General features: G+C 63.8%; 12 protein-coding genes. 6 read left to right on the forward strand and 6 right to left on the reverse strand.

Going from position 1 to position 13,673, the window contains the following annotated elements:
* Positions 1 to 113 precede the first annotated feature (113 nt).
* Genes ACZ9BX_RS05075 through ACZ9BX_RS05095 form a run of 5 tightly spaced genes read left to right on the forward strand, consistent with a single transcriptional unit; the run spans position 114 to position 5,580 of the window.
* Positions 114 to 2,006 (forward strand): peptidylprolyl isomerase, encoded by a 1,893-nt coding sequence (locus ACZ9BX_RS05075; RefSeq protein ID WP_476216143.1) that lies wholly within the window; start codon positions 114 to 116, stop codon positions 2,004 to 2,006.
* A 13-nt stretch (positions 2,007 to 2,019) separates the two neighbouring features.
* Positions 2,020 to 3,036 (forward strand): anthranilate phosphoribosyltransferase, encoded by a 1,017-nt coding sequence (gene trpD, locus ACZ9BX_RS05080; protein WP_132568266.1) that lies wholly within the window; start codon positions 2,020 to 2,022, stop codon positions 3,034 to 3,036.
* Positions 3,037 to 3,045: 9 nt separating this feature from the next.
* On the forward strand, positions 3,046 to 3,858 hold the full coding sequence (trpC, locus tag ACZ9BX_RS05085) for an indole-3-glycerol phosphate synthase TrpC (protein WP_476216146.1): 813 nt from the start codon (positions 3,046 to 3,048) through the stop codon (positions 3,856 to 3,858).
* A gap of 1 nt (position 3,859) precedes the next feature.
* Positions 3,860 to 4,360 carry a cyclic pyranopterin monophosphate synthase MoaC gene (gene moaC, locus ACZ9BX_RS05090; RefSeq protein WP_476216147.1) on the forward strand — a complete coding sequence of 167 codons (501 nt, stop codon included), beginning with the start codon at positions 3,860 to 3,862 and terminating at the stop codon, positions 4,358 to 4,360.
* A complete protein-coding gene (locus tag ACZ9BX_RS05095) occupies positions 4,357 to 5,580 on the forward strand; it encodes a molybdopterin molybdotransferase MoeA (RefSeq protein WP_476216149.1) in 1,224 nt (407 codons plus the stop codon). Before moaC ends, ACZ9BX_RS05095 begins: the two co-directional genes overlap by 4 nt.
* 32 nt (positions 5,581 to 5,612) lie before the next feature.
* Here the strand turns inward: ACZ9BX_RS05095 and ACZ9BX_RS05100 are convergent, their stop codons facing one another.
* The 6 genes from ACZ9BX_RS05100 to ACZ9BX_RS05125 form a co-directional block, all read right to left on the reverse strand.
* Entirely contained in the window at positions 5,613 to 6,257 is a 645-nt protein-coding gene (locus ACZ9BX_RS05100) for a class I SAM-dependent methyltransferase (protein WP_476216151.1), read from the reverse strand.
* Between the two features lie 31 nt (positions 6,258 to 6,288).
* On the reverse strand, positions 6,289 to 6,720 hold the full coding sequence (locus tag ACZ9BX_RS05105) for a GNAT family N-acetyltransferase (protein WP_476216153.1): 432 nt from the start codon (positions 6,718 to 6,720) through the stop codon (positions 6,289 to 6,291).
* 53 nt (positions 6,721 to 6,773) lie between these two features.
* Positions 6,774 to 8,660, reverse strand: a complete 1,887-nt coding sequence (locus ACZ9BX_RS05110) for a DEAD/DEAH box helicase (protein ID WP_476216154.1) — start codon at positions 8,658 to 8,660, stop codon at positions 6,774 to 6,776.
* Positions 8,661 to 8,768: 108 nt separating this feature from the next.
* Positions 8,769 to 10,628, reverse strand: coding sequence for a CHASE2 domain-containing protein (locus tag ACZ9BX_RS05115; RefSeq protein ID WP_476216156.1), 1,860 nt, complete (start codon positions 10,626 to 10,628; stop codon positions 8,769 to 8,771).
* A gap of 5 nt (positions 10,629 to 10,633) precedes the next feature.
* Positions 10,634 to 11,161 (reverse strand): FecR domain-containing protein, encoded by a 528-nt coding sequence (locus ACZ9BX_RS05120; protein WP_476216158.1) that lies wholly within the window; start codon positions 11,159 to 11,161, stop codon positions 10,634 to 10,636.
* Between the two features lie 141 nt (positions 11,162 to 11,302).
* On the reverse strand, positions 11,303 to 12,472 hold the full coding sequence (locus ACZ9BX_RS05125; protein WP_476216160.1) for a citrate synthase: 1,170 nt from the start codon (positions 12,470 to 12,472) through the stop codon (positions 11,303 to 11,305).
* Between the two features lie 58 nt (positions 12,473 to 12,530).
* On the opposite strand from ACZ9BX_RS05125, the gene ACZ9BX_RS05130 reads away from it, so the two are divergent.
* Positions 12,531 to 13,619, forward strand: a complete 1,089-nt coding sequence (locus tag ACZ9BX_RS05130; protein ID WP_476216162.1) for a citrate synthase/methylcitrate synthase — start codon at positions 12,531 to 12,533, stop codon at positions 13,617 to 13,619.
* Positions 13,620 to 13,673 lie beyond the last annotated feature (54 nt).

A 13,673-nucleotide genomic window follows, 5' to 3' on the forward strand; every position in this document is an offset into this window, starting at 1 on the left:
AGCACCTGCCATGTTTTCGCGCGCGGGCGCTTCATTTCCTGACGCGTTTGTTCTAAGGAACGTCAAAAGCTTTGCCCGTGAAACGGCGAAAATAATGCGAGGTTTGCGTTTCGATGTTCCATTTCCTGAGAAGAGCCGCCCGGACCTGGGTCGCCAAGCTCCTGATGCTTCTCCTGGTCGCTTCATTCGGCATCTGGGGCATCTCCAGTTCGCTGCTCACCGGCAGCAGCAGCACGGCTGTGGTCACCGTCGGCGACCAGCAGGTGGACGCCACCGAATTCCGCCTTGCCTACCAGCGGCAGGTCGCAAGTCTCAGCCAGCAGTTCGGCATGCGTCTGACGCCCGAGCAGGCCAAGGCCTTCGGCGTCGAGCAGCAGGTGATCGCCCAGCTCGTCGCGGGCGCTTCGCTCGACCAGCTTGCTGCCGACATGAATCTCGGCCTTTCCGAAGATCGCCTGGCCCAGCTGATCGCTGACGATCCGGCATTCAAGGCCGTCAACGGCCAGTTCGACCGCACGCTCTTTACGTCGCGCCTGCGCAACGCCGGCATCCGCGAGGCGGACTATATCAGCGAGCGCAGCAAGGTCGCCGTGCGCAGCCAGATCGTCGATGCGGTTTCGAACGGGTTCACGCCTCCGAAGACGCTCGTCGACGCGCTCAAGCTCTACCGCCAGGAGAGCCGCGACATCGACTACCTGCTGCTGACGAACGCGAATATCGAGCCCATCAAGGCACCGGCCGAGGATATGCTTTCGAAGTGGTTCGAGGGCGTCAAGAGTCGCTACCGCGCACCGCAATACCGGAAGATCGCCTATCTGAAGCTCGAGCCTGCCGACATCGCGGATGCCGCGACCGTCACGGACGACCAGATCCGCGAAGACTTCGACAAGCGCAAGGATAACTACCGGACGCCGGAAACGCGCACGATCGAGCAGCTGACCTTTGCCAGCAAGGATCTGGCGACGGCTGCCGAAACGGCGCTGAAGAGCGGTACCAGCTTCGACCAGCTCGTGACCGACCAGGGCAAGACGGCAAGCGACGTGCTGCTCGGCGATTTCACCAAGGACAAGGTTCCGGACCAGACCGTCGCCGATGCTGCTTTCGCAGTCGCCAAGGACGGCGGCACGACGCCTGTCGTCGAAGGTTCCTTCGGCCCGGTCATCCTGCGCATCACCAACATCAAGCCGGAGAGTGTCAAGAGCTTCGACGCGGTGAAGGAAGACATCCGCAAGCAGCTTGCGCTAGTCAATGCGTCGCAGGAGGTTATCAACGTGCACGACCGTATCGAGGATCTGCGTGGCTCCGGCCAGACGCTCGAGCAGATTGCCGAACAGCTGAAGCTGAAGGCCGTCGTGATCGACGCCGTCGATCCTAGCGGGTTGGACAAGGACGGCAACGAGGTCAAGGACATTCCCGCGAAGCCGCAACTGATCGGCGAAGCCTTCAAAACCGAATCCGGCGTTCAGGCGCCGGCTCTGCCGCTCGGCAATGACGGTTATGCCTGGTTCGACGTGCGCGAGATCACGCCGGAACGCGATCGCCCGCTCGCCGAAGTGCGCGACAAGGTCGTTCAGGATTGGACCGCCGAACAGCAGAAGCTCGAACTTGCCAAGAAGGCCGACGAGCTCAAGCAGGAAGCCCAGAAGGGCAAGACGCTTGCCGACATCGCGGCTCCACTCGGCATCGCGGTCGAAAGCAAGAGCGGCATCACGCGCGGCACCGACGATGCCGTTCTCGGCCGTGCCGGCGTGACCGCTGCCTTCACCGGCCCCGTTGATACCGTTGCAAGCGCCGTCGGCGGCGATCCCGGCACACAGATCCTGCTCAAGGTCACCAGCGTCAACACGGAACCGACCGGCGATGTGCTGAACAATCAGGATGCGCAGATCACGGCCATGGCCAACGCTGCCGGCGACGATATTCTCGACCAGATGGTGAACCTGCTGCAAACGCACTACGGTGCGTCGATCAACCAGACGCTCGCCGATCAGGCAGCCGTTCGCTAGGGAGCTGTAGCGCATGACCGATCTGAAGCCGCTTCTGGCCAAGGCTGCGAGCCGCGAGCCGCTGACCCGTGACGAGGCCCGCGAGGCCTTCGAAATTCTCATGTCCGGTCAGGCGACTCCCTCGCAGATCGGCGGCTTCCTGATGGCGCTGCGCGTCCGCGGCGAGACGGTCGACGAAATCGTCGGAGCCGCGACGACGATGCGATCGAAGATGCTGCGGGTGGAAGCGCCTGCCGATGCGATCGATATCGTCGGCACCGGCGGTGACGGCAGCGGCACCTACAATATCTCGACGCTGGCGGCGCTGATCGTCGCCGGCGCCGGTGTTCCGGTCGCCAAGCACGGCAACCGCGCCCTGAGTTCGAAATCCGGCGCCTCCGACAGCCTTGCCGCACTCGGAGTCAAACTCGAGATCGCACCTGAAGTGATCACCCGCTGCATCAGCGAGGCAGGCGTCGGCTTCATGTTTGCCCAGCAGCACCATTCGGCGATGCGCCATGTCGGCCCGTCGCGCGTCGAGCTCGGCACCCGGACGATCTTCAACCTGCTCGGCCCGCTGACGAATCCGGCCGGGGTGCGACGCCAATTGCTCGGCGTCTTTGCGCCGCAATGGGTCGTGCCGATTGCCGAAGTGATGCGCGATCTGGGATCGGAGAGCGTCTGGGTCGTGCATGGCGATGGTCTCGACGAGATCACCACGACCGGCAAGACCAGTGTCGCCGCGCTCGAAAACGGCAAAATCCGCACCTTTGAGCTTTCGCCGGCCGATTTCGGCGTATCGTCTTGTGCGCTTGCCGCGATCAAAGGCGGCGATGGCGTCGCCAATGCCGCGGCCCTTCGCGAAGTGCTGAGCGGCGCGAGGAACGCCTATCGGGATATCGCCCTTGCCAACGCGGCTGCCTCGCTCGTCATTGCCGGTAAGGCGGAGACGATCGCCGAGGGCATGAAACTCGCGACCGAATCGCTGGACAGCGGCGCGACCGCTGCAGCACTCGATAAACTGATCGCCGTTTCGAACGATATCGACTAGGATTGGCTGATGACCGATATCCTGCGAAAGATCGAGGCATACAAGCGCGAGGAAATCGCCGCCGCCAAGGCGAAGGTTTCGCTTGCGGACCTGAAGGCGATGCAGGCTGGGCAAACCGCGCCGCGCGGCTTCCACAAGGCTCTCACCGCCAAGCGCGCTGCCGGACTGTTCGGCCTGATCGCCGAGATCAAGAAGGCAAGCCCCTCCAAGGGCCTTATTCGCCCGGATTTCGATCCGCCGGTGCTCGCCAAAGCCTATGAAGTCGGTGGTGCCGCCTGCTTGTCGGTCTTGACCGACACGCCAAGCTTTCAAGGCGCGCCGAAGTTCCTGACGGCGGCCCGCGACGCCTGCGCCCTTCCGGCGCTGCGCAAGGATTTCATGTTCGAGACATATCAGGTGCACGAAGCGCGCGCCTGGGGCGCGGATTGCATTTTGCTGATCATGGCCTCGCTTTCCGATGACGAGGCAGAGCGGCTGCAGGATGAAGCCTTTGCGCTCGGCATGGATGTGCTGGTCGAAGTGCACGATGCGCCGGAAATGGAGCGGGCGCTGAAACTCTCCTCGCCGCTCGTCGGCATCAACAATCGCAGCCTCCGCACCTTTGAAGTCAGCCTGACCGTCAGCGAGGAGCTTTCGGCGATGGTTCCGGATGACCGGCTGCTGGTCGGCGAAAGCGGAATCTTTACCCATGCCGACTGCAAGCGGCTGCAGGCGGCCGGCATCGACACCTTCCTCGTCGGCGAAAGCCTGATGCGCAAGGACGACGTGACGGCTGCGACCCGCGCTCTGCTCTTTGGCGAAGCGGCAATCGCGGCGGAATGACATGAGCGGCGAAAAGCCAGGCCTGACCCATATAGCTGCCTCGGGCGAGGCCCACATGGTCGATGTCGGTAACAAAGCCGATACGGTTCGCGTTGCGACCGCGGAGGGCCATGTGAAAATGGCGGCAGCAACGTTGCGATTGATCCGTGACGGGAATGCGAAGAAGGGCGACGTCATCGGCACTGCGCGGCTTGCCGGCATCATGGCGGCCAAGCAGACGTCCAGCCTTATTCCGCTCTGTCACCCTTTGATGCTGACGAAGGTGAGCGTCGAGATTGATGAGGACGCCGCCCTGCCCGGCCTGCGCGTCACCGCGACCGCCAAGCTCACCGGCAAGACCGGTGTCGAGATGGAGGCATTGACGGCCGTGTCCGTCGCCTGCCTGACGATCTACGACATGGCGAAGGCCGCCGACAAAGCGATGGAGATCGGCGGCATCAGGCTGCTCGAAAAATCCGGCGGCAAATCGGGCGACTTCCGCCATCCGGAGGCTCGCCGATGAGCCTGCTTCCGGTCGCAGAGGCGCAAGGCAGGCTGCTTGGCAGCGCCAATCCGATTTCCGATGTCGAGACCGTTTCGCTTGCCGACGGCGATGGACGCGTCCTCGCGAACGGCTTGACGGCGCGGCTGACGCAGCCGCCCTTCAACGCGTCTGCGATGGACGGCTATGCGTTGCGCCGCGAGGATGCACCGGAACCCGGCGCTCAGCTCAAGCTTATCGGCACATCCGCTGCCGGACACGCTTTCGACGGCACGGTGGGCAAAGGCGAGATAGTTCGTATCTTTACCGGCGCACCGGTTCCCTTAGGCGCCGACAGCATCTTGCTGCAGGAGGACGCGGAGAAGATCGACGGCGGCATCCGCACGAAATTTCCCGTTCGCCAAGGCCAGCATATCCGTCCCCGTGGTCAGGACTTTGCCGAGGGCGAGGCGGTGCTCGCGGCCGGCACCGTCATGGATTTCACGCGGCTGACGGTGGTGGCCGCGATGAACCATGCCTCGCTCGACGTGCTGCGCAGGCCGCTTGTGGCAATCCTTGCGACCGGCGACGAACTGCTGGCGCCCGGAAGTGATCTTGGTCCTTCGCAGATCATTGCGTCGAATACGTTCGGTATCGCGGCACTGGTGCGCAAGGCCGGCGGCGACGTGCTGGACCTCGGCATTGTAGCTGACGACAAGGCGGCGATCACTTCAGCGGTCCGCAGGGCGCAGGCTGCCGGGGCCGATGTTGTCGTGACGCTCGGTGGCGCCTCCGTCGGCGACCATGACCTCGTGCAAGCCACACTGGTTGCAGCGGGCATGACGCTCGATTTCTGGAAGATCGCCATGCGGCCGGGCAAGCCGCTGATGGTTGGCAGCCTCGGAAGCACGCATGTGCTCGGCCTGCCGGGCAATCCCGTGTCGAGCCTCGTTTGCGCCTTGCTGTTCCTCGAGCCGCTGATCCGCAAGCTTGCCTCCCTGCCGCCTGTGAAGCGCGACTCAACGGTCGAGGCGGCGGTCACCCTTGCCGCCAACGATCAGCGCCAGGACTATGTGCGGGCGAAGCTCGCCAAATCCTCCTCCGGCAACTGGTTGGTAGAGCCGTTCGGCAAGCAGGATTCGTCGATGATGAAGGTCTTCGCCCATGCCGACTGCCTGATCGTCCGCCCGCCCCATGCACCGCAGCTTCCGGCAGGAACCCCCTGCCCGGTAATGCTGCTCCGGCCGGAGCTTCTCGGCTGACGTTTAGTGCGATCCGTCGCACCTCCGCCGTATTAAAGCGAATAAACCCCACTGACCTTGTCCGCACCTGCATCTCCAAAATCTGTGACAGCATGTGTTGCGACGAGGCGGCACTGCTCGCGCGGGAAAGATGCCCTGCCGGGATCGCCGATCAGGATATCGATGCTTGCGGCGCGGCAGCGGGCGAGGAATGGCAGAACGCGGCTTGCAAGCCCTGCATCGTAGAACACGTCACCTGCCAGGATGACGTCACAAATGGGCGGCAACGCGTTGAGGATATCGGCTTGCAGGGTTTCGATCGTAACGCCGTTGGCAGCGGCGTTGAGGTCTGTTGCGGCGATGGCACGGGCATCGACATCCACGGCGGTGACATGCACAGCACCTGCCTTCACAGCGGCAATAGCGACAAGGCCCGAGCCTGAGCCGAGATCAAGGACATGGCGGCCGTTAACGGTCTGAGGCTGCGAGAGGATATGGCGGGCGAGCACGGTTCCACCAGCCCAATGATAGGCCCAGTAGGGTGCCGTGCCATCCAGACTTATCAATCGCCCAAGCCCGCTTCCCGAATGCGCGAGATGGAGCATTATCTCCGGAATTGCCGGCACCCGCTGTAGGCGGAGGTTTTCGCGAATGAAATCTGCTGCCGCAAGATATTCCGGGCGGTCTTTACCTGTCATCGGCGCGCCTATATCCATCGCGCCCACGGAATCAGTAGTTCTTCATGGCGAGGTGCGGCATGCCCCCGTCGAGAAATTTGTCACCGAACGCAGTGAAGCCGAACTTCTCATAGAGCGCGATCTTGTCGCTTTGAGCCGTCAGGTAAAAGCGATTGCCGCGTGCCGTGCGATGCGCCTCCATCGCAAAGCGGATCATCGCGCTTGCGATGCCATGGCCGCGCCATTGCGCTCCGAGGGCCACGCGGCCGATCTTCACGTGATCGTCGAGATAGACGACGCGAAGCGTGCCCGCGACTTCGCCGGCATGGACGGCGACGATGTGCTCGGCGCTGAGATCGGCTTCATCGAATTCCTCGTCGGCGGGCACATTCTGCTCGCCGATGAAGACGGCGCGACGCAGCTTGAAAGCTTCGTTGCACAAGGTGCTGAAGAGCGGAACGGATAAAATCGCTGTCTCTGTCACGGTTGCCTCTCAAGGGCATATACGGAAGGCACCAATTGTCAGTTCGTCTCTCCTCAGCCTTGCTTCTTCTTAGCGAATTTGCCCTTCGGCGCGAAGCCGCCCTTGCCCTCGAATTTTGGCTTACCGGCTGCCGTGCCCCAGGGCTTTTCGTTGCGCTCGCCATTCGCCGGAGTGGCTTTGCCTTTGAAATCCTTCTTGAACTTCCCCTTAGGGCGCTCATCATGGGACGTCTCGTCCCGGCGCTCGCCGAACGGCTTCTTGCCACCGTAAGGCTTCGCGGCGGCCGGGCGGCCGAAATCCGGCGTGCCGTTCAGACGTGTCACGCGGATGCCGCGCTCCATCGTCTTGTTCGGCCCGACCGCTTGCAGAAAGGCTTCGGCGCTATCGGCAGAGATTTCCACATAGGTTTCTTCCGGCTGCATCTTGATCGCGCCGATTTCGCGTTTCGTCAGATTACCGTTGCGGCAGAGCATCGGGATCAGCCAGCGCGGTTCGGCATTCTGCTTGCGGCCGACGGAAACCGAGAACCAGACGCTCGGTCCGAAATCGTCACGCGGGCCTTTCTGGCTCGGTTCGCGCGGCTCGAAGGCATCATCGCGGCGCTGACGCTTGCGGTCGCCCTCGATCGAGATTTCGATCAGATCCTCCGGCGCCGACTGATTGGAGCGATACAGGCGCACGAAGGCCGCAGCGAGCTTTTCCGCGCCGTGATTTGCAATGAGCCGGCTGACCAGCACTTGATCCTCTTCGCGCCCGGCCTCGCTGAGGATTGGGTCGGCAAGCAGGCGCTCGTCGTCGCGGCGCATCACGTCTTCGGCCGACGGCGGCAGAGCCCAGGCGGCGGCGATCCCGGCGGCATCGAGAATGCGCTCGGCCTTGCGGCGGGCATTGAGCGGCACGATCAGCGCGCTTACGCCCTTGCGCCCTGCCCGGCCAGTACGGCCGCTGCGATGCAGCAGCGTTTCCGGATTGGTCGGCAGGTCGGCATGGATGACGAGATCGAGGCCCGGAAGGTCGATGCCGCGCGCAGCGACATCCGTTGCGATGCAGACGCGGGCGCGGCCGTCGCGCATCGCCTGCAGCGCGTGCGTCCGCTCGTTCTGCGTCAGTTCGCCGGAGAGCGCCACGACCGAGAAATTGCGGTTGTTGAAGCGGGCCGTCAGATGATTGACCGCAGCGCGGGTCGAGCAGAAGACGATGGCATTGGTTGCCTCGTAGTAGCGCAGCACGTTGATGATCGCGTTTTCGCGATCGGCGGGCGCAACCGCGAGCGCGCGGTATTCGATATCGACATGCTGCTTCTCTTCGGTCTGAGTCGAAATGCGCACCGCGTCGCGCTGGTAGCTCTTGGCGAGCTTGGCGATGGCGGACGAAACCGTTGCCGAGAACATCAGCGTCCTGCGGTCGCCGGGGGCGGCATCGAGGATGAACTCCAGATCCTCGCGGAAGCCGAGGTCCAGCATCTCGTCCGCCTCGTCGAGCACGACAGCCTTCAATGCTGACATATCGAGCGCCTTGCGGCGGATATGGTCGCAGAGACGGCCGGGCGTGCCGACAACGATATGGGCGCCCCGTTCCAGCGAACGGCGCTCGCTGCGGATATCCATACCGCCGACGCAACTGACGATCAGCGCACCGGTCATCTCGTAGAGCCATTCGAGCTCGCGCTTCACCTGCAGGGCAAGCTCGCGTGTCGGCGCGATTACCAGCGCGAGCGGTTCGGCGGCGGGCGCAAAGCGCTCTTCGCCTTCGAGCAGCGTCGGCGCAAGCGCAAGCCCGAAGGCGACGGTCTTGCCCGAGCCGGTTTGCGCCGAAACCAGCGCATCCGAGGCGGCAAGCGCCGGATCCAGCATGGCCTTCTGAACGGGGGTCAGCGCTGCATAGCCGCGCTTCGCCAACGCCTTGGCGATCGCCGGAACGACGCTGTTGAGATCTGTCATCTGTCTGTCTTTCGGAATATCGGGCGCAGAAGCGCCGTGGCCGGAACCTGCCGGCAGAACGGTTGGCGCGTTCCTACCCGCTAAGACGGCAAATGTCAAAGCGGCAAATCAGGTGGCTGGGCGCCAGAGCCAGACGTCGATGCTGCCGGAACGGCCGCGGATATGCGTCTCGAGCGGACCCTCCAGCGGACCGGCGGGCAACGGGCCGGCGTCGCTGGACGCGACGCGGACGAGAGCTGCGCTGAAGGCGACCTCTGCGCCGCGGCTTGCCGCGACTTCCATCAGGCGGCTGGCGACATTGACGGTGTCGCCGGTCGCGGTGATCTGCTGGCGGTCACCGGTACCGAGGCGCGAGGCGACGACCGGGCCGCAATGGGCGCCGATCTTGAAGCCGATCCTGCGCTCCCCTTGGAGGTCCGCGTGAGAATTGAGCCAGGTGCGCATCCGGTCTGCGAGCGCCAGCGCGCAGGCGGCGGCACGTGAGGCATCGTCATCTGCCGGATGCGGCAGTCCGAACAGGATCATCGCGCCGTCGCCCATGAAGCTGGTGATCGCGCCGCCATGCGCCCTCGCCTCCTCATCGACGATCTCGAAGAAGCCGCTCAGGATCTCGCGCACGGTCACCGCGCCGACCGCCTCACTGAGACCCGTAAAACCCGACAGATCGATGAACACCACCGCCGCGTTCTGCCTTACCGGTACGGCGAGGAAGGACGGGTCTCGGGCAAGCCACTCGCCGAGGCCCGGGGCTTCGACCCGTTGCAGGAGCTCGCTCTGGGCGGCGAAAAGACGGGCCTGACGGCGGCCGAGAAGGAGCTGCGCTGCACCGACAGCGAGAACGGGAGGCAGAGCTGCAGCGATCGGCAGCGATGCGCTGAGCCAATAGCCCGCCCTGAACATGGCGAGATTGACGGTTGCCCAGGTAACGAGAACCAACACGATCAGGGCAAAACCGATGATGCTGCGCCGCCAGGCAATCAGGCCGACAAGCGCCAGCGGCAGAAGCACCGCGACAGTGGCATCCAGCCGGCGGATATTGTGATCGCGCACGATGCTGTCGCCTGCGATCAGATGCGCTATGGCAGTCGAAATGACCTCGACTCCGGGTAACACCGGATCGAAAGGCGTCGGAAAAACGTCGCCGCCGGCCGTGACCGTCGAACCGAAAATGACGACGCGGTTCTCAATTGCGTCTGGAGGCACCTTGCCGTCGAGCGCGTCTGCCAGGCTGAATGTCGGGATGGTGCCGCGCGGGCCATAGAAGGTGAGCGGCAGACGCTGACCGGTATCGGTCGGAATATGCCGGTCGGCAAAGGAGATGCTGCCCGGCTGGAATGCAGGATCGCGATCGAGCGCCAGCGATGCGGTCCGCAACGCGAATGACGGATCGACGCGTCCGTCGCTGCGCGAGATCAGGGGCATGAAACGGGGGACGCCTGTCTCGTCGGTTGCGACATTGACGACGCCGGTGGCGGCGACATCGGAAAAACGCTTGAGCGGCAGGAGCAGGCTGTCGGCGAAGGGGATCCCTGCAAGCGGGTCGTTCGGGTCGGTTGCCACCGTCTGGGTACTTTGCGGAAAGACGGCCGCGGCGGCAATAACGGACGGCACGAGCCGGAGCGCGGATACGAGCGCCGAATCACCTTGCTCGGTGCTCGGGTCGATGAAGAGCAGATCGAGAGCGATCGTCTTCGGCTTTAGGGCGGCAACCGTAGTGACCGCGCGGGCAAGTGTTGCCCGGTCGACAGGATAGCCGTGTGATGCGGCTGTGCGGTCGTCGATCGCAACGATCGCGACCGTTTGCGGCGGCGTCTTGCGGCCGATCAGCACGCTCCGGAAATCCGTCAGCGAAGCTTCCATCCGGTCGAGGAACCCGGCGCTGCCCGTGAGATGCAGGGAGCCAAGAAAGCCTCCCCAAAGTGCAGACAGGAGAAGGGCAGCAGTGATCGAAAATCTCTTGTCGGGCATGAGCTCTACTGGCCGAGGCGGGCAAGCAACGCGGCGGCACGGGCGGCCGGCCAGCGGCGCACTTCAAGCACGCCTGCGCCGCTTGTGACGTCGACTCCCTCGCCGGGACCGAGTACGACCGGATTACCCGCAGGACGGCGCACGGCAACGGAGCCTTGCACCACGAGCACGGACGTCCGGCCGCCTGCGACGTCGACTGCCCATTGCGTGCCGCGCACGGCAGCGATCGCCTGAGGCGTCACCACCTGAAAGCTGCCTGTGTGGCGAGCGTCGTCGACATCGACGAGGATTGCCTTGCCGCGCAGCGACACAACATCGGGGCTGCCGTCGCGGTTGCGGTCATTCAGCCTAAAGGAAGCACCGGCCTCCGCCGTCACCGTTACGCCGTTCGGGCAGCGGAGGATTTCACGCCCGCCCGCTGCATTCTCGACGGTGCACCCGCCCGTTTGAGCAAGTGCGGCGCCCGCCGGCAGGAGAAGTGCCGCAAGGGCGGCTGCGGCAAAACCGCGAAGGAATGCTGAGATTATGCTCATGATCCGCCCCCACATCGCACAAACGTCATGATCCGGCATGGTATTCGCCATGCGGTCACCTGCTTGCCCCGGCCCTATCATCATAAAACAAAACCGGATTTTCGTATGCAGAAAAGCGCAAGCTGGCAAGGTTGACGAGTGTTACCCACCAGAAGTTTCAACCATGGGGCCTGTGTAGCGTGCTCTTGGACGGATAAGATGGCCACCTTCGACCTGCTCCATGGCATGCGCGAGCCAGCCACAGGTGCGGGCAAGAGCGAAGATGATAAGCGGCGCATCTTCGGGAAGCTTGAAGGTGGCTGTCAGGGCGGCGATCGCGAAGTCGACATTGACTGGCTCGCCGAGCAATTCCTCGCCTGCTTCCGCCAGAGAACCAAAAAGCCGTGGCGCTTCGAAGCTTGCCATCAGCGCCTTCGCGCGAGGATCGCCCTGCGGGTAAAGCCGATGGCCGAAAGCCCGCACAACTCCTTCGGACGATAGCGCTCCACGGATTGCCTCTCGCACCCCAACGGAAGCGGCCTGTTCGGTAAGCAGGGTGACACTCAGCCACGCCCCGCCGTGGCGCGGGCCTGTGAGCGCCGCTAGGCCCGAGAGCGTCGCCGCTGAAAGGGCCGCACCGGAAGATGCGGTGACGCGCGCCGCAAAAGCCGAGACGTTGAGTTCATGTTCGGCGGCGAGCACCAGAGCCCGGCGGATCGGATCGGCCGCCTCGGGTCGCTGCCAGCCACGCGCAAGACGTTGATGCAGAGGCATTGGCTCGCCATGCCAGGGGGCGAGTCCGCCGGCCACGGTTAATAGCACGTCCGCTGCCTCTGCTCGAAGAACTGCCGGTTTCCGACCGAGGGCCGGCAGGTCGGTGGTGACGCGCGCTGCAAGAAGCGTGAAGGCATTCGCCATGCGGGATGCGTCGCCCTCACCGCCTTCGCCCGTTTCGAACGCAATATTTCCGCTGCCCCACAAGAGTGCCGCGACCTCTTCCAGCGTCGCATGCTCGGAAAGAGCGACCGCCTCACGGCCGCGATAGAACAGCCTTCCATCGGAAATCGTCGAGATCGCCGTCGGCAAAACGGGATCACCCCAGCGGATCGCTTCCGCTGCCACCACTGCCGATTGCCGTCGGCCTGCGTGGCGCTCCGCCAGTCGCCCGACATCGTCGGCCTGATAGAGGCTGCGACGCGGGTCGGCGGGATCCGGTTTGGCGCGGATCCGTCCGCGGCTAACATTGGCGTAAAGCGTCTGTGGCTTTGTACCGAGGCGGGCAAGCGCCTCCTCGGTGGTGATCCAGAGCGTGTTCATATTGATCGATTGCATCAAGATTGACGTCAATAAGACTAGGCCCGATCATTCTCCTCGTAAAGGAGAAGCACCCATGAAGAACGGACTTGAAGACGTCATTGCCGCAGAAACCCGATTATCGGATGTGGATGGAGAACTCGGCCGCCTGATTATTCGTGGGGTGTCGCTGGATCGCCTCGTGGAGCGCGCGACCTATGAGGATACCGCAGCCCTGTTGCTCGATGAGCTGCTGGACGTCCCCGCTGCCGCCGGCGACTTGAAAACCCGCCTCGGCCGTATGCGTACGGAAGTTTTCACGCATGTCTGGGCCATGGATGAAGCGCTTTTGAAGCTGCCGCCGGTCGATGCGATGCGGGCGCTGATTGCTCGTTTGCCAGACGGCGAGGATTTCGAAACGGTATTGAGGCTCCTCGCGGCACCCGCCGTGTTCCTGCCGGCGGTGTTGCGCATGCAACGCGAAGAGAAGCCCGTTCCGCCGGACGCCTCGGTTTCGCAAGCCGCGGACATTCTGCACATGATGACGGGCAGGATGCCAAGCGCCGAACAGACGGCTGCGCTGGACGGCTATCTGGTGACGATTTCCGATCACGGGTTGAACGCCTCGACTTTCGCATCGCGCGTAATCGCCTCGACGCATGCCGGCCTCACCTCTTCGGTGCTTGCGGCGCTCAGCGCACTCAAGGGACCGTTGCATGGCGGCGCGCCGGGACCGGTCCTCGATATGCTGGATGCGATCGGAACGAAGAACCATGCGAAAACATGGCTCGCCACTGCCCTTGATCGCGGCGAGCGGCTGATGGGTTTCGGCCATCGCATCTATCGCGTCCGCGACCCGCGTGCCGACGCCTTGAAAAATGCGCTGAAGCCGCTTGTTGCAACCGGCCAGGTCGACCGGAAACGGATAGCGCTGGCGGAGGCGATCGAAAAGGCGGCGCTCGCCATCCTCAAGGAACGCAAGCCGGATCGCCCGCTGGACGTCAATGTCGAATTCTATACGGCGTTGCTTCTGGAATCGCTCGGCTTCCCGCGCGAGGCCTTCACCGGCGTCTTTGCGATCGGCCGCACCGTCGGCTGGATTGCGCATGCGCGCGAACAGCTGCTCGAAGGCCGGTTGATCAGGCCGAAATCGGTCTATGTCGGGCTCTTGCCGCTCGCTGCATGAACAGGGTTTCCGGCGGTAGGTTCACGCCTGCCGCCGGGCCCAGCTTCTCCGGCC

This window comes from Rhizobium sp. USDA 3886 (assembly GCF_056279785.1).